The 17153-nt window shown below is 71.4% G+C and carries 12 protein-coding genes and 2 pseudogenes; 9 read left to right on the plus strand and 5 right to left on the minus strand.

Annotated features, from left to right (window positions below; genetic code table 11):
- Window positions 1-187 precede the first annotated feature (187 nt).
- Window positions 188-1540 carry an acyltransferase family protein gene (locus tag FNQ90_RS01530; protein WP_323379724.1) on the minus strand — a complete coding sequence of 451 codons (1353 nt, stop codon included), beginning with the start codon at window positions 1538-1540 and terminating at the stop codon, window positions 188-190.
- A 450-nt stretch (window positions 1541-1990) separates the two neighbouring features.
- Here FNQ90_RS01530 and FNQ90_RS01535 point away from each other — a divergent pair, with 450 nt between their 5' ends.
- Entirely contained in the window at window positions 1991-2209 is a 219-nt protein-coding gene (locus FNQ90_RS01535; protein ID WP_143622608.1) for a helix-hairpin-helix domain-containing protein, read from the plus strand.
- Between the two features lie 193 nt (window positions 2210-2402).
- On the plus strand, window positions 2403-2957 hold the full coding sequence (locus tag FNQ90_RS01540) for a hypothetical protein (RefSeq protein ID WP_182604582.1): 555 nt from the start codon (window positions 2403-2405) through the stop codon (window positions 2955-2957).
- A gap of 103 nt (window positions 2958-3060) precedes the next feature.
- Here FNQ90_RS01540 and FNQ90_RS01545 read toward each other — a convergent pair whose 3' ends face one another.
- Window positions 3061-3687, minus strand: a complete 627-nt coding sequence (locus FNQ90_RS01545) for a LysE/ArgO family amino acid transporter (protein ID WP_182604583.1) — start codon at window positions 3685-3687, stop codon at window positions 3061-3063.
- A gap of 71 nt (window positions 3688-3758) precedes the next feature.
- Between FNQ90_RS01545 and FNQ90_RS01550 the strand changes: the two genes are divergently transcribed.
- Window positions 3759-4688, plus strand: a complete 930-nt coding sequence (locus FNQ90_RS01550; protein ID WP_182604590.1) for a LysR family transcriptional regulator ArgP — start codon at window positions 3759-3761, stop codon at window positions 4686-4688.
- Window positions 4689-5403: 715 nt separating this feature from the next.
- Window positions 5404-7439, plus strand: a pseudogene (gene rph, locus FNQ90_RS01555) (rifamycin-inactivating phosphotransferase); the annotation flags it as partial.
- A 78-nt stretch (window positions 7440-7517) separates the two neighbouring features.
- Here the strand turns inward: rph and tnpA are convergent.
- On the minus strand, window positions 7518-7949 hold the full coding sequence (tnpA, locus tag FNQ90_RS01560) for an IS200/IS605 family transposase (RefSeq protein WP_182604584.1): 432 nt from the start codon (window positions 7947-7949) through the stop codon (window positions 7518-7520).
- A gap of 25 nt (window positions 7950-7974) precedes the next feature.
- On the opposite strand from tnpA, the gene FNQ90_RS01565 reads away from it, so the two are divergent.
- The 5 genes and pseudogenes from FNQ90_RS01565 to FNQ90_RS01585 all read left to right on the plus strand — a co-directional run bounded on the left by FNQ90_RS01565 (window position 7975) and on the right by FNQ90_RS01585 (window position 12471).
- Window positions 7975-9312: an RNA-guided endonuclease InsQ/TnpB family protein gene (locus FNQ90_RS01565; RefSeq protein ID WP_323379725.1), complete on the plus strand. Its 1338-nt coding sequence runs from the start codon at window positions 7975-7977 to the stop codon at window positions 9310-9312.
- Window positions 9228-9789, plus strand: a pseudogene (locus tag FNQ90_RS01570) (PEP-utilizing enzyme); the annotation flags it as partial. The gene FNQ90_RS01565 and the pseudogene FNQ90_RS01570, both read left to right, overlap by 85 nt.
- Window positions 9790-9999: 210 nt before the next feature.
- Window positions 10000-10572, plus strand: a complete 573-nt coding sequence (locus tag FNQ90_RS01575) for a YbaK/EbsC family protein (RefSeq protein WP_182604591.1) — start codon at window positions 10000-10002, stop codon at window positions 10570-10572.
- Between the two features lie 167 nt (window positions 10573-10739).
- Entirely contained in the window at window positions 10740-10961 is a 222-nt protein-coding gene (locus tag FNQ90_RS01580; protein WP_182604585.1) for a helix-turn-helix domain-containing protein, read from the plus strand.
- A 214-nt stretch (window positions 10962-11175) separates the two neighbouring features.
- On the plus strand, window positions 11176-12471 hold the full coding sequence (locus FNQ90_RS01585; RefSeq protein WP_182604586.1) for a type III PLP-dependent enzyme domain-containing protein: 1296 nt from the start codon (window positions 11176-11178) through the stop codon (window positions 12469-12471).
- A 722-nt stretch (window positions 12472-13193) separates the two neighbouring features.
- Here FNQ90_RS01585 and FNQ90_RS01590 read toward each other — a convergent pair.
- Together FNQ90_RS01590 and FNQ90_RS01595 are read right to left on the minus strand one after the other, a co-directional pair.
- On the minus strand, window positions 13194-14516 hold the full coding sequence (locus tag FNQ90_RS01590; RefSeq protein ID WP_323379726.1) for an RICIN domain-containing protein: 1323 nt from the start codon (window positions 14514-14516) through the stop codon (window positions 13194-13196).
- 100 nt (window positions 14517-14616) lie between these two features.
- Window positions 14617-16044, minus strand: a complete 1428-nt coding sequence (locus tag FNQ90_RS01595) for an endo-1,4-beta-xylanase (RefSeq protein WP_182604588.1) — start codon at window positions 16042-16044, stop codon at window positions 14617-14619.
- Window positions 16045-17153: the final 1109 nt, after the last annotated feature.

Here is a 17153-nt window from a genome sequence, read left to right on the forward strand (position 1 = left end):
GTGAACCACCCGACCCGGGCGGACGATTCCTGTCGCTGCCGGACGACACGGCGGCCCGGATCGTCCCGAGTCTCCACCGGGAAGGGTCCGTTGTCGCCGGGAACCCATCGCTCCGCTTGCCCCGCCCCCGGCGCTGACGTCGGGGCGGGCCGGTGCGCCGGGCCGGCCGGCTCCGTCGAAGGGCCCGTCAGCGCGAGCGGACCAGGGCGACGATCCACAGGCGGCCGGCCCCCACCAGATACAGCGCCAGCGCCCAGCCGGGGATGCCGACCGGCCCCTCGCCCGTGGCCCCCGCCGTGGTGATGCCCAGCAGGCCCGCGATCGCCGCGGCCAGGGCGAGGCAGGTGGCCACGGTGGAAACGACACCGCTCCCGGAGGCGCGCTCCCCCGTGTCACCGTCGCCGGTGCGCGCCGGGAGGGCCCCCACCCGCCGGGCGCGCCGTTCCACCCCACCGAAAACGAGGACCAGCACCGCGAGCACCACCGACAGGCAGACCAGCCAGGGCACCCGCCACAGCAGCCAATCGGTCGAGTCCACCGGCGGCTGGGGCATCAACCCCGGCGGGTACAGCACCACGGCGGCGATCACCACCGCGGCCATGTGCCACAGGAAGACCGTCAACACCACACTGTTGACGGCCACCACCACCAACCAGGGGCGGAAGCCCGCCAGCCACCGCGCGGCCCGGTTCCGCAGCAGGATCGCGCCGCCGATCCAGCAGGCGGCGAGCGCGAGCAGCGCGAGCGTCGGCGGGGCGGTGTTCTGCGCCTCCTCGCCGGGAACGGTGACCATGCTGATCGGGTAGGGGCCCGGCACGGTGAGCAGCACCAGCGCCACCAGACCGCCCCCGGCCAGCCCCGCCGCCACGCGCCGGTCGTCGAGCATCCCGTCCCGCCAGGCGAAACCGACCTGGTGGACCGCCAGCCACACCAGCAGGTAGTTCACCAGGGTGACGTGCGGCACCCCGAGCCACAGTTCCGCCGCGTCGGTCACCGCCACCGCGCAGACCAGCACGGCGACGACCGTCCACCCGGCCCGTCGGTGCAGCGGGTGGAGGATCGGGGTGAGCACCACGACCGTGAGGTACGCGGTGAGGAACCACAGCGGGATCGCCACCAGCCACACGGCGGTCTCCGTCACGTCCTCCGCCGCGCCCGCCAGGCGGGCGACGGGGGCGGCCACCGCGGCGAGGACGATCAGTACGGTCGTCGGGATCAGCAGCCGGTTGCCGCGGGTCAGCAGCCACCCCGCCGTGTCGACGCCCCGCCGCCGGTGCGAGTCCCACGAGGCGCCGTTGGCGTAGCCGCCGACCAGGAAGAACAGCGGCATCACCTGGAAGACCCAGGTCACCGGATGGCTCCAGGTCAGCTCGCCCAGGGCGCTGTACCCGTCGAGGTCGCCGGCCCCGTCGTAGGTCACGTTCACGACCAGCCAGTGGCCCAGTACCACCATCGTGATCGCCACGGCCCGCAACAGATCGACGTACCGCTCCCGCTGCGGCGGCGTGCGCTCGGCCGCCTCCCGAAGACCACGCAACACCCGACGCTCCCTCCGTCCTCACCCGCCGGGCGGAACCCGGACGCCCCCGCCGATGCCGCTCTCTCCGGCCCGTCGTGGCGGGGCATCGGTGTCCCACCGGAATTCCCGTGAACATACCCGCATCAACGGGATGAATCCCCGATCGCCATGCCGGGGGAGCGGGTTCGGAGGCGGGGAGCCCGTGGCCACCGCCGCCGTCGGCGCCCCTCCCCACCGCTTCCGCACGGGAGTGCCCGGTGATCACCGCCGGGCCACGGCTTTCCGAACCCGGACGGCCCGTCGTCCCGGGAGTGGGAATCGTCCCGGCGTGAAACAATCGAAAGGACGCCCTTTCCGAGGGGACCTCGCGCATCGCCCGGCGTGGCACCGCACTCCCGCGGGATTCCCGCGAGGCCGCCCTCGCCTCCTCGCCGATCGACCGGAAGCGCGAATCGACCGGAAGGAAGACCGATGGCCGAGACCCCCGATGTGCGCCCCGTGGGAGACCTCCCGCACGCGATCGGCAGGACCGCGGCGCGTGAACTCTCCCTCCACGGGATCACCGATCTCGATCAGGTGGCCGCCCGTTCCCGGAAGGAACTGTTGGCCATCCACGGGGTCGGTCCCAAGGCCGTGGCCGTCCTCGGTGACGCGCTCGCCGCCCGGGGCCTCGCGTACCGCGACTCCTGAACGGTCCCGGCCGCGCCCCGCCCGCCGGCGCGGACGAGGACGGCATCCTTGCGCATAACCTGATCCGGTTCCGATGACAGAGGCCACTCGGCCATTCCGGGAGTGCCGCCCGCCGGGCGGGGCCGCGGCGCCATGGGGCCGGCGGACGCCGGGTGGAATCCGGATGGAATGCCGGGCGGGAAGGAGTGGGTGAGTGGGCGAGGTCGACGGGAGCACCGACGGGAACCCGGGGAAGAACTCCGACGGGAACACCGAAAAGAGGCTGGTCTCGTTGAAGGAGTGGGCCGCGCGGGTGGGATACAGCCACGGTTACGTGGTGCACGTCATGCCGCGCACGTACCCGGACTTTCCGGCTCCCCGGCGGCCTCGCCGCGGAATGAGTGCCAAGGGTGGGGGCGGGGGCAGCGCCCTGTACGACCCGGCCGAGCTGGAACCGTTTCGTCCGCGGCGCCCCGATCCGGTGGAGCTGAGCGAGGAGGATCTGGACCGCGAGGTGACGCTGGGGGGATTCGCCCGGTTGATCGGGGTGGACGGCCGCAGCGTGTCGCAGATCAAGGACGACCGTCCGGACACCCTCCCGAACACGGTGGACGGCCAACGGTGGTATCCGAGGGCGCTGTTCCGAGCCCGTGACCTGCTCCTGATGTGGAACAGCCGGCCGGGTCAGGGGCCGGACTCGGACAAGAGGCGTCCGCCCCTCCCCTGGACCGTCGCCGAGCCGGAGGAGGGGGCACACCGGTCCCCCTGATCGGCTTCGGGCCCCGCCCCGGCGCCGTTCCACGCGTGGTCCGCCCCATGTGGCCACCGCTCCCGAGGGGAAGGAGGCCGGGGTCCCGTTCGCCGACGCCGGGTCACAGGGCGCGAACCACCAGCATGGTGCCCATCGCGAGCATGATGGCGGCGACGAAGCCGTCCAGCGCCCGCCAGGTGCCGGGGCGGGAGAGGGCATCTCCGAGCAGCCGGGCACCGTAACCGAGGGCGGTGAACCACACCAGGCTCGCCACCATCGCGCCGAGGCCGAAGATCCAGCGCAGCGGGCCGCGGTCGGCGGCGACCGAGCCGAGCAGCAGCACCGTGTCCAGGTAGACGTGCGGGTTGAGCCAGGTCAGGGCCAGGCAGGTGAGCACGGCGCCGCGCACGGACCCGGCCGCGGCGCCGTCCGTCGTCAGCCCCTGCCCGGGGGCGGGTCGCAGCGCCCGGCGGGCGGCCAGGAGGCCGTAGCAGATCAGGAAGCCGCCACCGGCCAGGCCCACGACGGTCATGGCGCCGGGCCAGGCGGTGATCACGGTGCCGAGCCCGGCCACGCCGAGCGCGATGAGCAGCGCGTCGGAGACGGCGCAGATGCCGACCACGGCGAACACGGCCTGCCTCCGCACCCCCTGGCGCAGCACGAACGCGTTCTGCGCCCCGATGGCGACGATGAGGGACAGTCCCGTACCGAATCCGGCGGCGGCCGCCGGGAGAAACCCGCTGTTCATGGCTGCCGACGCTAGGGCCGAAGCCGTTATGAAGTACAGCTGAACTTTCTTACGTAACATTAGGCGTCGTGATGGGCGAGCTCCCCTACGACCAGGTGCGCACCCTGCTCGCCGTCGTCGACGAGGGCACCTTCGACGCGGCGGCGGCGGTCCTGCACGTGACACCTTCCGCGGTCAGCCAGCGCGTGAAGGCGCTGGAGCAGCGCACCGGACGGGTCCTGCTCATGCGGACGAAACCGGTCCGGCCGACCGAGTCCGGACGCGTGGTCGTGCGGCTGGCGCGCCGGCTCACCGCACTGGAGGAGGACGCCCGGCGGGAACTGGGCATCGCGGACGGCTCCGGCCCGGCCCGGCTGTCCATCGCGGTCAACGCGGACTCCCTCGCGACCTGGCTCCTGCCGGCCCTGACCCGGGCGGCACGGGACGGGCGGGTCTGCTTCGAGCTGTACCGGGAGGACGAGGCGCACACCGCGACGCTGCTGCGCGAGGGGCGGGTGATGGCCGCGGTGACGTCCCTGGCGGAGCCGGTGGCGGGCTGCACGGTTCGGCTGCTCGGCCTGGCCCGCTACCTGGCGGTCGCCGGCCCCGGGTTCGTGGCACGCCACCTCTCGGACGGTCCGTTGACGGACCGTCTCCCGGACGCGCCGGTGATCGTCTTCGATCGCCGTGACGAGATGCAGGACCGATTCGTGCGCGCGTTGGCGCCGGAACGGACCGGAGCCGGCCGGCACCGGCATCACGTCCCCACCTCCGAGGGCTTCTGCGCGATGGTTGCCGCCGGCCTCGGCTGGGGCCTGGTGCCGGAGGTACAGGCGGAACCCCTGCTGCGTTCCGGCGCGCTCACGCGCATCGCGCCGGAACACCCCTGGGACGTGCCGCTGTACTGGCAGCAGTGGAAGCTCGAGGTCCCGGCCCTCGCCCTCGTCGCCGAGGCCGTCACCGCCGGCGCCGCCGAATTCCTGCTCCCCCCGGGAACACGGAACTCCCCGGGCGCCGGGTAGACCGCGAGGAGCGGCGTGCGGCCGACGGCGTGCTGCCACGGCCGCCGGTCGAGCCGCTCGGGCCCCGCCGCGGCCGGTCCCCCCTCGCCGGGGCGGGCCCGTGGCGATGAGGCCGCCGGACCCCCGGCCCGGTGGAAGATCACCATCGGCGTCCGGGGCCGGCCGGTGTTCCCGTCCCTGTCGTGGAGGACCGGGCCGGGCCGGGGCGCGGACCGGCCGGTCGGTCCTCCACCGGCCGCGCGAACCGATCGTCGCGGGACACGACCGATGTCCGGGCGCCGAATGCCACACGCCCCGGAAAGACCCCGGATTCCGAAGGAGATCGGTGTCCGAGGTAGAGCCGCCCCCGGAATGAGAAAAGGCGAGGAGAACACCAACTCCTCGCCACTCTCAACCTATAGCGCACCGGGGGACTTGCCGCAAGACCCGGGGTGTGATGCAGGATGGTCGACCGGTGCCGAAAAGCACGGTAATTGCTTATTCGCGATATTCACCCGTCTTCATCGGATACGCGGGGCGCCGCGCGAAGGCCCCGGGACCGCCGTGGCCGGGGTCGCGCCCGACCACGGACCGATGACGCCCAACGCCCAACGCCCGCCGCCCACCGGGGGCCGGGCTCCGGGCCGGCGGTCCGGGCGGGGGCGCGTGCGGCGGGGCCCGCGGGACGGACGAGAAGCGGGAGAGGCCCGATCGGGCCGAAGGGGAAGGTGGACGGATGGACGGATACGTGCTGGACCTCCGGGAGATCGACCGGACACGGGTCCCGGCCGTCGGCGGCAAGGGCGCGCACCTGGGAGAGCTGTCGCGGGTGGAGGGCGTGCGCGTGCCCGCCGGCTTCTGCGTGACGACGGACGCCTTCCGACGCGTCATGGAGGGCGCGCCGTCGATCGACGATCGGCTGGACCGGCTGTCGCGCCTGGACCCCGAGGACCGGGAGGCCATCCGCACGCGCGGCGCGGAGGTCCGACGGACCATCGAGGGGACCGCCTTCCCCGACGACGTGGCGGCGGCGATCCACCGCGCACTCCTCCGGTTCGGTGAACGAACCGCCTACGCGGTCCGGTCGAGCGCGACGACGGAGGACTCACCGGGTGCCTCCTTCGCCGGCCAGCAGGACACGTACCCGAACGTCGTGGGCCCGGAGGCGGTCCTGCGGCACGTCCGCCTGTGCTGGGCCTCGCTGTTCACCGAACGGGCCGTGACCTACCGCCTGCGAAACGGCTTCGACCAGCGGAAGGCCCGGATGGCCGTGGTGGTGCAGCGGATGGTCTTCCCGCGGGCGGCCGGGGTCCTCTTCACGGCCGACCCCGTCACGTCCGACCGGACGGTCACCTGCGTGGAGGCCGTCCCCGGCCTCGGCGAGGCGCTGGTCTCCGGCCTGGTGAACCCCGACGTCCACCGGGTGCGCGACGACGAGGTCATCGCCGGGGTGATCGCCACCAAGCCGCTCGCCGTTCACGCCTCCCCGGAAGGCGGGACCCGGCGACAGCCGATCGCGCCGGCGCGGCAGCGGGAACCGGCGCTGACGGACGCGCAGGTGGTGCGGCTCGCGCGGCTGGGCCGACGGATCGAGGCACACTTCGGCTGCCCCCTGGACATCGAGTGGTGCCTGGCCGACGACGACTTCCTGATCGTGCAGAGTCGGCCGATCACCACCCTGTTCCCCGTCCCGGAGGCGGCGGACCGGGCCAACCGCGTCTACGTCTCCGTCGGCCATCAGCAGATGATGACCGACCCACTCAAGCCCCTGGGGCTCTCCCTGTGGCAGATGACGACCCCCGGCCGATGTGTGAGGCGGGCGGGCGCCTGTTCGTCGATGTCACCCCACGACTGGCGGCGCCGACGAGCCGTGCCCACATCCTGGAGGCCCTCGGGAGTTCCGACCCGCTGATCCGGGACGCGCTGGAGACCGTCCTCGAGCGCGGCGACTTCATCCGGCCCCTGCCGGACGAGAACCCCGACGAGCCGACCCCCACGGGCGCGCCGGCCCCGATCGAGACCGACCCGGCCGTCGTCACCGGATTGATCGCGCGCACCCGGGCCTCCCTGGCCACGTTGGAACAGGACATCCGGACGAAAAGCGGAGAGGAACTGTTCGACTTCATCCGGACGGACGTCCGGGAACTGAGATGGCTCCTGTTCGACCCGCTGGGCCTGCGGGTGATCACGGCGGGAACGGAAGCGACGCGGTGGCTCAACGAGCGACTGGAGGAATGGCTGGGGGAGAGGAACGCGGCCGACACGCTCGCCCGGTCCGTCCCCCACAACATCACCTCGGAGATGGGGTTGGCGCTCCTCGACGTCGCGGACGTGATCCGTCCGCGCCCGGAGGTCGTCGCCTTCCTGCGCGAGGTCGGGGACGAGGACTTCCCCGACGGGATGGCCGGCCTCGACGGCGGACGGGAGGCACGCGAAGCCATCACGGCCTACCTGGAGACGTACGGCATGCGCTGCGTCGGGGAGATCGACATCACCGCGCCGCGCTGGAGCGAACGCCCCACCACGCTGTTGCCCATGCTCCTCTCCCACATCGAGAACCTCGAACCGGGTGCCGGCGGGCGGCGCTTGGAGCGGGGACGGCGGGAGGCACGACGGAAGGAGGAGGACCTGCTGAAGCGGTTGCGGGCCCTACCGGGCGGGGAGCGGAAGGCCGAGGAGACCGGGCGGATGATCGATCGTCTCCGGACGTTCGTCGGCTACCGCGAGTATCCGAAGTACGGCATGGTCAGCCGCTACCTGGACTATTCGCGGTGCACCGGGCTTCAGCCCGGTGGTGAAGCGAATCCGAGAGCTGCTCCGACCTCAACTGTGTGCACGGATCTGCACTGTTCACCTCAGCCCGGGTCGGAGTGGCCGGTTCTGCTGCTCGATGTACTGCTTCACGATCGACAGTGGAGCTCCGCCGACCGACCCGGCGAAGTACGAGCCGGACCAGAGTCGTTGTGCCCGCCAGTAGTGGCGGACGAGGTCGGGGAACTCCCGGCGCAGCCGCCGGGAGGAAACGCCCTTGAGGCTGTTGACCAGCTTGGACACGGCGACCTTGGGCGGGAGGTTCACGAGTAGGTGGACGTGGTTGTTCTCGCCGTTGAACTCGACCAGTTCGGCCTCGAAGTCCTCGCACACGGCCCGCATGATCTCCTCGCACCGCGTCAGGTGCCGGTCGGCGAAGACCTTGTGCCGGTACTTCGTCACGAAAACCAAGTGGACATGCATACGGAAGACACAGTGACGACCAGTACGAACGTTCTCATCGATACCCATAAACCAACTGTGTATCATGATCGACGTGCAGCTTCGGTACAGCTTCCGCTTGTACCCGAGTGCCGGTCAGCGCAGCGCGTTGGCGAGGGCGTTCGGGTGTGCGCGGGTGGTCTACAACGACGCGCTCCGCGCTCGGGAGAGCGCCCGCGGTGAAGGCATGCCGTTCCCGAAGACCGGCGACCTGTCCAAGGCGCTGATCACCGAGGCGAAGAGCACCCCGGAACGGGCCTGGCTCGGCGAGGTCTCGGCTGTCGTGCTCCAGCAGTCCCTGCGCGACCTGGACACCGCGTACCGGAACTTCTTCGACGGGCTGAAGGGCAAGCGCCCCCGCACGGGCGCACCCCGGTACAAGTCGAAGCGGGACACCCGGCAGGCGGTGCGCTTCACGGCGAACGCCCGCTGGTCGATCACGACCGGCGGAAAGCTGCGCCTGCCGAAGATCGGCGACCTGAAGGTCAAGTGGTCCCGCAGCCTGCCGTCGACGCCGTCCACGGTGACGGTCCTCAAGGACAGCGCGGGCCGGTACTTCGCGAGCTTCGTCGTCGAGACCGGCCCGCAGGAAGTCCTTCCCGACGTCGCGCCCGAGGTGGGCATCGACCTCGGGCTCGGGCACTTCGCGATCCTCTCGGACGGCACGAAGATCGACAGCCCGCGCTTCCTGCGCCGGGCCGAGAAGCGCCTGAAGAAGACGCAACGCGCCCTCTCCCGAAAGGAGAAGGGCTCCCGCAACCGGGACAAGGCCAGGGTCCGCGTCGCACGGGCACACGCCCGGGTCGCGGACGCACGCCGCGAGTTCCACCACCAGCTCTCGACGAGGATCATCCGCGAGAACCAAGAGGTTGCCGTCGAGGACCTGGCGGTGAAAGGACTCGCGCGTACGCGCCTGGCCAAGTCCGTGCACGACGCCGGATGGTCGGCGTTCGTGATCATGCTGGAGTACAAGGCCGCCCGGTACGGGCGCACCTTCGTCCGCATCGGCCGCTTCGAGCCGACCTCCCGGGTGTGCTCACAGTGCGGCGTCAAGGACGGCCCCAAGCCCCTCAGCGTCCGCGAGTGGACGTGCCAGGCGTGCGGGGCCGTCCTGGACCGGGACATCAACGCGGCGGTCAACGTCGCCAAGGCCGCCGGACTGGCGGTGCCGGCCTGTGGAGCGCAGGTAAGACCGGGACTCGTCCCGGCACCGCGCAGCGAAGCAGGAACCCACCCGAAGCCCCAGCCGGTGACCACCGGCAGGCAGGCGGGAATCTCCGTCCTTCAGGGCGGAGAGGATGTCAATCCCTGTACAAAAGGGCGTTGCTGCGCGAGGCCGAGCGCCTCGTGCGCGACGGCGTGCTCCGGGAGAGGGAGGACATCTTCTTCCTGAGGTTCCGGGAGCTTCACGACGTCGTGCGGACCAACCGGGTGGACGACGAACTCATCCGTCACCGCAGGGCCGGGTTCAGGGCCCATCAGGCGCTCACACCGCCGAGGGTGCTCACCTCGGACGGCGAGGTCCTCACCGGAACGTACCGACGCCACGGGCTGCCGGCCGGCGCTGGTCGGCCTGCCGGCTTCCGCCGGAACCGTCGAAGGGCGCGCCCGGGTCCTTCACGACCTGGCGGAGGCCGACCCGGAACCGGGCGACATCCTGGTCACGACTCACACGGATCCCGCTTGGTCGCCCCTGTTCGTCGCGGTCACGGGTGTGGTGACGGAGGTCGGGGGCCTGATGACCCACGGCGCGGTGGTCGCGCGGGAATACGGTCTGCCGGCCGTCGTCGGGGTGGAGCACGCCACGCGGTTGATCCGGGACGGGCAGCGGATCCGGGTGAACGGCACCGACGGGTGTGTCGAACTCCTCCCCGGGACCCGAGGGGCCGAGCCGCCCGCGCGGGGGCCCCACCCCGCGCACCCCCGCGGGTGGGAGACGGCGGAGAGACGGATGGGAACAGACGCTCCCACCCCCACCTCACGGTGGGCCTCCGCGAGGTGCCGTGAAGCTTCCCGCCCGGCCGACTCACCGGCCGGGCGGACGTCGTGGCGGCCCCGGCGCCCTCGTTACACTCCGCCCATGAACCGCCCCGTGCGCCCGCCCTTCGGGAACTTCGACATCGTCCACCCCGCGCTGGAGGTCACCGACCTCCTCCCGGCGCCGGTGGCCGACGCCCTGGGGAACCGGGACGCCCGGGAAGCGGCCGAAGCCGTCCTGTACGTGGACACCGACCCGGAGAAGGCCGATACGGCGGTGTTCTGCGAGACCTACGACGCGCCGCTGGAGACATCGGCGAACTGCGTGGTGGTGGCCGCCGGGCGCGGCGGGGAAACCACCCTCGCCGCGTGCCTCGGCCTCGCGCACACGCGCATCGACGTCAACAGGACCGTCCGCAAGCACCTCGGTGCCCGCAAGGCGTCGTTCGCCGCGATGGACACGGCCGTGGCCGGGACCGGCATGGAGTACGGCGGCATCACCCCGATCGGGCTTCCCGCCGGGTGGCCCCTCCTGATCGACGAGGCGGTCGTCGCCACCCCGTACGTCGTGATCGGGAGCGGGCGGCGCCGGGGCAAGTTGATCCTGCCCGGCAGCGTCCTGGCCCTGCTCCCGGGCGCCGAGGTGCTCCCGGGCCTCTGCGTCCCCGCTCCGTAACGCAACCGCCGGACCCCGCTCCCGGGCCACAGCCTCGTCGGCGTACCGATCGGGGGAGTGTCGGGGGAACCCGGCCCGTCGCCGCCCTCCCCGGGACACGGGAACACCCGGCCGGACGGCATCCGTTTCCGCCGTCGGCTCCCTGCGGCCGGCCCCGGAGGGGCAGCATGACGCGGACCCTCCGGGCCCACCTCGATCACTTCGGTCACGTGCCGGCCACCGCCCGGGCGCCGGGCGTGCACGCGAACAGCCTGCGGCACCGGATCGCCCGGCTCACCGAGGTGTCCGGGCTCGACCCGCGCGATCCGGACGCCCGGTTGCTCGCCCACCTGCGATTGCGCCTGCTCGACGGCGACGGTGGTGACGCCGTCGCCCGCCGGGGGACGTGAGCCCTCGTACGCGGCCACGACGGAAAGCCGGCTTTTTCGTGCCGCGGCACAACGGCGGCGGTGCCGGCGGACGGGCTTCGCACCACGGTGGGGGAAACACGGCGAAACACCGGAACCCTCCACGAAGACGCCCGGACCCCCGGGGCGGGATTCTGGTGTTCCGCCCGACGGCATCCGCCGGCGGGCGACACCCTCGGCTCGGGGAAGGTGCGCGATGAGTGGTTTCGACAGGGCGGAACGACGTGGGCGAATTCTGCGGGCGGCCGTACAACAGGAACTCCTGGACCCCGAAGCGGCCGTACTGGCGGGGTTCATCGACCTCGACGGCGTCCACGAGACCGTCACCTCGTTGCGCGGCGCGTTCCCCGACCCGCTTCCGGTCCTGCACGCCTTCGCGGCCAAGGCGAACTGCCTGGTTCCCGTCCTGGAGGAACTGCGTGTGAGCGGCATGGGCTGCGAGGTCGCCAGTGCCGGCGAACTCGCCCGGGCGCTGGAGGCGGGTTTCGCCCCCGAGCGAATCGTCTTCGACTCCCCCGCAAAGACCCGGGCGGAACTGGCCCGGGCGCTGGGCCTCGGCATCGCGGTGAACGTCGACAGCTTCCAGGAGCTCGCGAGGCTGGACGGGATGTGGGCGACCGCACGTTCCGACTCGCGGATCGGTGTGCGCGTCAACCCGCAGGTGGGGGCCGGTTCGATCACCGCGATGAGCACGGCCACCGCGACATCCAAGTTCGGCATCCCCCTGGAGGACGAGGGGAACCGGGAACGGCTGCTCCGGGCCTACCGGGACCGTCCCTGGCTCACCCGGGTGCACGCGCACGTCGGCTCGCAGGGCTGTCCCCCGGGCCTGATGGTCCGGGGCGTCGCGAGGGCCGTGGAGTTCGCCGAGGAGGTCAACGACCATCTCGGCCGTCGGCAGGTGACCGGCATCGACATCGGGGGAGGGCTGCCGGTCGATTTCACCGGAGACCAGACGGGTCCCGGCTTCGACACCTACGTCGACCACCTGCGCGAGCACGCGCCGGCCCTGTTCTCGGGCGCGTACGAGATCATCACGGAATTCGGGCGTTCGGTCATGGCCAAGAACGGCTTCATCGCCGCGTACGTCGAGTACACCAAGACCGTCGGGGGCCGGCCCATCGCGATCACCCACGCCGGCGCACAGGTCGCCACGCGGACCGTGTTCGCCCCCGAGGCGTGGCCGCTGCGGGTCGAGGCCCACGACGCCGACGGCCGGCCCAAGCGGAGTCGAGCCGTGGCCCAGGACATCGCGGGTCCGTGCTGCTTCGGCGGCGACCTGCTGGCACGCGACCGTACTCTGCCCCTCCTCCACGAGGGTGACCTCGTAGTCGTCCCCGACACCGGGGCCTACTACTTCTCCACCCACTTCCACTACAACAGCCTGCCCGAACCGGCTGTTCACGGAGCCCGGATCGACGCCGACGGTCGGGTCACCTTCCGCCTGCTCCGCCCCGCGCGGGCCGCGCACCCGTTCCCGGCCGGGTACTGACTCTCCTCTGTCGCATTTCCGTACCTCTTTCCGTACATCCGAATTTTCCGGCACCTCAGGACCCCGGGGCGACCCCACCGGCCGCGGTCGCCCGGGCCGGGGTGGTCGCGGCGGGAGCGCCCGGCTGTCCGGAGACAAAGCCAAGGCGGGGAAGGCAGGTGTTACCGCCATGAGAGTACGACGCGCCCGGTCGGGGCCTTCCACGGAACGAACGGAGTCTCCGGGCCGCCGGGGGCCATCGCCCTCCCCCGCCGTCCCGTCGAGGACTGGATCCCGGCCCTTTCGGGGCGCTGCGGAAACCCATCGTCCGGATCGCGGACACCCCCCGGGGTCATTCCGCCGCGGTGCCCATGTCCCGTGGCTGTCGGGCTGCCGGTTCCGATCGAGACGGTACGTGGAACGATTCCCTCGACCGAATGTGGAAGGCAAGCCCACCGAAGACGTATCGGTAAGCGGACAACGCCGAGGGCCCGGGTCGTTGACCCGGGCCCTCGTATGGAGCGGGCGCCGCGAATCGAACTCGCGCCCCCTTGTTCGGGAGGCACCGGGCTTCCGGCGGACCCGTGGCCGCCGACCGGCCGGGCCCGTCGCCGACGGCGACGGGCCCGGCCGGCTGCCGGGACCGCTGTGGGCCGTGGTCGGCCGCCCCGACGGGGAGGCATCGGGCACGGCCCACCGGGCCACAAGGGCACCAGCGGTCGGCCGGACCCCACTGCGGCGTGTCAGTTGAACTGTGCGAAGAACCTCCAGATCTCCGACTTGGTCCAGGTGGCGACCCCGCTTTCGTTGGTGGAGCCGTCGACCGGAGCGGGTATGTGGCCTCCGTCGAACGCGGCCCACTGGACCGGGTACCCGGCACGGCAGCCCGAGTAGGTGGTGGTGATGTGCGTTCGGCTGCCCCGCGCGGGCTCGCGCGGACTCTGGGCAGTGCAGCCGTTGTTGCCGACGAACCTGTCGCGCAGGGACCGTCCCTGCCCGATGGTGAGGACGGAGTCGTCGATGCCGTGGATTCCGAAGTAGGCGATGGGCTGGTTGCCGCCGCTGCACCCGCTGATCTGGGCGCCGGCGATGACCGCGACGGCCCTGAAGTCGTTCGCCCGGGAGCATGCGAGGGCGTAGCTCATGCCACCGCCCCAGCTGAATCCCGTGGCGAAACGCTGTGTCGGGTTGACGCAGAGGCCGCCCTCGATGTGCCGGATCATGTTGTCGACGAAGGTGACGTCCTCACCGCCCGCGTTGGCCCAGCCGTTGTCGAGGCCCTGGGGGGCGACGAGGATCGCGGTGTTGTTCGACTGTTCCTGCTGGCCGTAGTAGGCCCAGGCGGTCCCGCTGCTTCCGCCCGAGGCGACGTCGCCGGCGGTTCCGCCTCGCCAGTGGAACGCGAAGATCAGCCGGTAGGGGCGGTTGCTGTCGTAGTTGTCGGGAACCCTGAGGATGAAGCTGCGGCTCTTGCCGCCGCTCTGGATGGTGTGCGTGCCGCTCCTCAGCGCCGGGGCGTTGCCGCATCCGCCCTCGCCGCCGGACGACAACTTGACCATCCGCCATTGTTGGTTGGCGCCGCCCCAATCGGCGTACTGGACGACGCTGCCGCCGTCGGCGGTGGAGGCGCCCTGCACCTCCACCGCCTTGCCGCTGTTGCGGTTGATCAGCCGGACGTGACCCGCGTCGGAGTCGACCAGGCGGAACTGCTGGTTGGCCCCGTGGTGGTCGGACCACTGCTGGAGCGCGGCGCCGTCGGCGGTCGAGGCGTTGGCGACGTCGAGAACCCTGTCCGAATGCCGGGCCTTGAGGCGGTGGAAGCCGTTGCCGGCGTCCACGAACCGCCACTGCTGGTTGGTTCCGTCGTGGCGCGTCCACTGCTGGAGCGCGGCGCCGTCGGCGGTCGAGGCACCGGCGACGTCCAGCGCCTTGCCGCTGTGGCGATTGACCAGGACGTACCAGGCGCCCGTGTCCACCGCCGCGGCCGCGGTGGGCGCCGGCTGTGCCTGCGCCGGCGCGGTCATCACCGAGGTGAGCAGGCCGGTCGCGAGGACCGCCGCCAGCACGGCGGTGAACCGGAACCACCATCGAGGTCCGCCCGGGCGGGCGGAGAGAGCCGTACCGTAGCTCCTCATCGATTCACTCCTTTGTCGGCGGCGGGCACCATCAGGTGACGCTCCAGCGCTGGTTGCTGCCGTTCCAGCAGGAGTAGAGCTGGAGTTGGGCGCCGTTGCCCGAACCCGCGGCGTCGAGGCAGAGGCCGGACTGGACGCCGACGATGGAGCCGTTGGAGTTCACGCGCCACTTCTGGTTGTCGCCGCCCCAGCAGCTGTAGATCTGGACTATGGCGCCGTTGCCGGTGCCACCGGCGTCCAGGCACTTGTTGCCGTAGACCCTGAGCTCACCGGAAGCGGTGTGCGTCCACTGCTGGTTGGTGCCGTTGTGGCAGTCCCACAGGTGGACCCGGGTGCCGTCGGCGGTGGAGGCGTTGGGCACGTCCAGGCAGCGGCCCGAACCGATGCCCCTGATCTGCCCGCCCGGAGGAGGGGGCGGCGTGGACGAACCGCCGTTGAGCGCGTCGAGGACGGCGTTGTAGGCGGGCTTCTTGCTGCCGTTGTTGTTGAACAGCAGCGGCGTGTGGTGCGATCGCCAGGAGTCGGAGTCGCGCACACCCCAGACGGTGATGCCGAGGCAGCGCGCGACGGCCAGGCAGTCGTTGATCACGTTGGCGTAGGTCGTGGGCGAGGCGCCCTGGATGTCGAGTTCGGTGACGGACACGTCGACGCCGAGGGCGGCGAAACTCTGCAGGGTGGTGCGGAAGTTGCTGTTGTAGGGGTTGCCCTCGTTGAAGTGCGCCTGGAAGCCGACGCAGTCGATCGGCACGCCGCGCTGCTTGAAGTCCCGGACCATGGCGTACATGGCCTGGGTTTTGGCCGCGTTCCAGTTCTCGACGTTGTAGTCGTTGTAACAGAGCTTGGCGTTCGGGTCGGCGGCGCGCGCGGTGCGGAAGGCGACCTCGATCCAGTCGTTGCCGGTGCGCTGCAGGTTGGAGTCGCGCCGGGCTCCCGAATTGCCGTCGACGAAGGCCTCGTTCACGACGTCCCACTCGACGATCCTGCCCCTGTAGTGGGCCATCACGCCGTTGATGTGGTCGATCATCGCCTGGCGCAGCGTGGGGCCGCTGAGGTTCTGCATCCAGGCGGGTTGCTGGGAGTGCCAGGCCAGGGTGTGGCCGCGCACCTGCTTGCCGTTCTGTACCGCCCAGTTGTAGACGCGGTCGGCGGCGGTGAAGTTGAACTGGCCCCGCTGGGGTTGGGTGGCGTCGATCTTCATCTCGTTCTCGGCCGTCACCGAGTTGAACTCGCGGTTCGCGATCGTCGTGTACGTCGAGTCGTTCAGCCTGCCCGCGGCGATGGCGACGCCGAAGTAACGACCGCTCTGCGCCGCCGCGGCGCCGAGCGTGCTCTCGGCGGCCTGTGCGCTCGGCGGCACGACCAGTGCGCCGAGCAGCCCGAGGACGCCGACGAGCAGGACTGTCAGCAGACCGCGGAACCTCCGGCGGACGCCGGGTGGGGATATGGCATACGAGCCCATGACTGTGCCTCCAGGGTGGACATCAGGGAAGGAGCGAAGTGCGGTGGAAGGCGTCGTCCGCTCCCGGGCGGCGGGCGGACGAGGCGGGCCGGAGTCCGGGTATGACGGGATCACCGGAGACCATGGGCGCGCGAAGGGCAGCGGATCCGGCGGGGACGGTGGGCGAAGCCGGCGCCGGGTCGTGGCGGATGCCCACGGCCGCGCGTCGCGGACACGGGGCGGTGGCGGGGTTTCGACAGAGGCATGGGGGTACTCCATCGCGGCTGGGCCGGGGGGACCGCCACGCGGCGTCGCGTGCCTCTCCACCTGTGCGAAGAGCCAGGATGCGCCGGCGCGAACCTCACCGGATCGGAAACGGGGTGGCGCGGGTGCTGTGGTGCGCGGTTCTGCCGTGCGGCAGGGACTGCTCGGGGCACACGGTTCGAAATTTCGAACCATGACCGCCTCCTCAGACACGGAGACTGAGGGATTGACGGTGGATCGTCAACTCCCTGTGCACAGGAGAATTTCCGTGTCTTGTTCGAAACTTTCCGGGAGCTCGGCGAGTCGGATGGGGAACCACCGACCCCCCGGGGCGTCGCCGTCGGCGGATGCCGTGGGGCCGGGCCCCGACGAAAAACTCGAACCAGCACGTCGGCGAACTCGCGCGACCCCCCATGTGACAGGGCCTGTGTTCCGGCCGGCAGCGCGAGACCGGGTACCGACCGGGGTCGGACGGGCTCGCTCGAGCCCGGGGGAGAGGCGCTGTTTATGGCCAGATCGGCGACAGGCCTTGACCGGAAGGTCCCACGTTTCTAGCTTGTGGCGTCAAGGAATCCGTGAAGTTTCGCAAGACTTGCGGTAACTGACAGTTCCCACGCCGGAGATCTCCATGGCCAACACCCCCGGACGCCGGGGGGTCCGCCGGCGTGATGGCCTCCTGGTGGTAGCCGTCACAACCGCCGTCAGCCGGGGCGGTTGAAGGCCGGAGACCTCTCTCGTTCCGCTCCACGGCGAAGTACTCCGGTTCGAGGGACCGACGCACCAACCCCTCGGCACACGCGGCCGTCCTCGCACCTCCCCCGTTACCGACCCCGGGGCGGCCGTTCCGTGTTCCTCGGGGTCACCCC

The sequence above is a fragment of the Streptomyces alkaliphilus genome (genome assembly GCF_014141535.1).
GTDB lineage: Bacteria > Actinomycetota > Actinomycetes > Streptomycetales > Streptomycetaceae > Streptomyces > Streptomyces alkaliphilus.

What these genes read in the sequence shown, in the direction of transcription:
- tnpA (WP_182604584.1), bottom strand. Translation starts at nt 7,949, where the DNA reads ATGGGTATCGATGAGAACGTTCGTACTGGTCGTCACTGTGTCTTCCGT.
- FNQ90_RS01535 (WP_143622608.1), top strand. Translation starts at nt 1,991, where the DNA reads ATGGCCGAGACCCCCGATGTGCGCCCCGTGGGAGACCTCCCGCACGCG.
- FNQ90_RS01545 (WP_182604583.1), bottom strand. Translation starts at nt 3,687, where the DNA reads ATGAACAGCGGGTTTCTCCCGGCGGCCGCCGCCGGATTCGGTACGGGA.
- FNQ90_RS01580 (WP_182604585.1), top strand. Translation starts at nt 10,740, where the DNA reads ATGACGCGGACCCTCCGGGCCCACCTCGATCACTTCGGTCACGTGCCG.
- FNQ90_RS01595 (WP_182604588.1), bottom strand. Translation starts at nt 16,044, where the DNA reads ATGGGCTCGTATGCCATATCCCCACCCGGCGTCCGCCGGAGGTTCCGC.
- FNQ90_RS01550 (WP_182604590.1), top strand. Translation starts at nt 3,759, where the DNA reads ATGGGCGAGCTCCCCTACGACCAGGTGCGCACCCTGCTCGCCGTCGTC.
- FNQ90_RS01585 (WP_182604586.1), top strand. Translation starts at nt 11,176, where the DNA reads ATGAGTGGTTTCGACAGGGCGGAACGACGTGGGCGAATTCTGCGGGCG.
- FNQ90_RS01575 (WP_182604591.1), top strand. Translation starts at nt 10,000, where the DNA reads ATGAACCGCCCCGTGCGCCCGCCCTTCGGGAACTTCGACATCGTCCAC.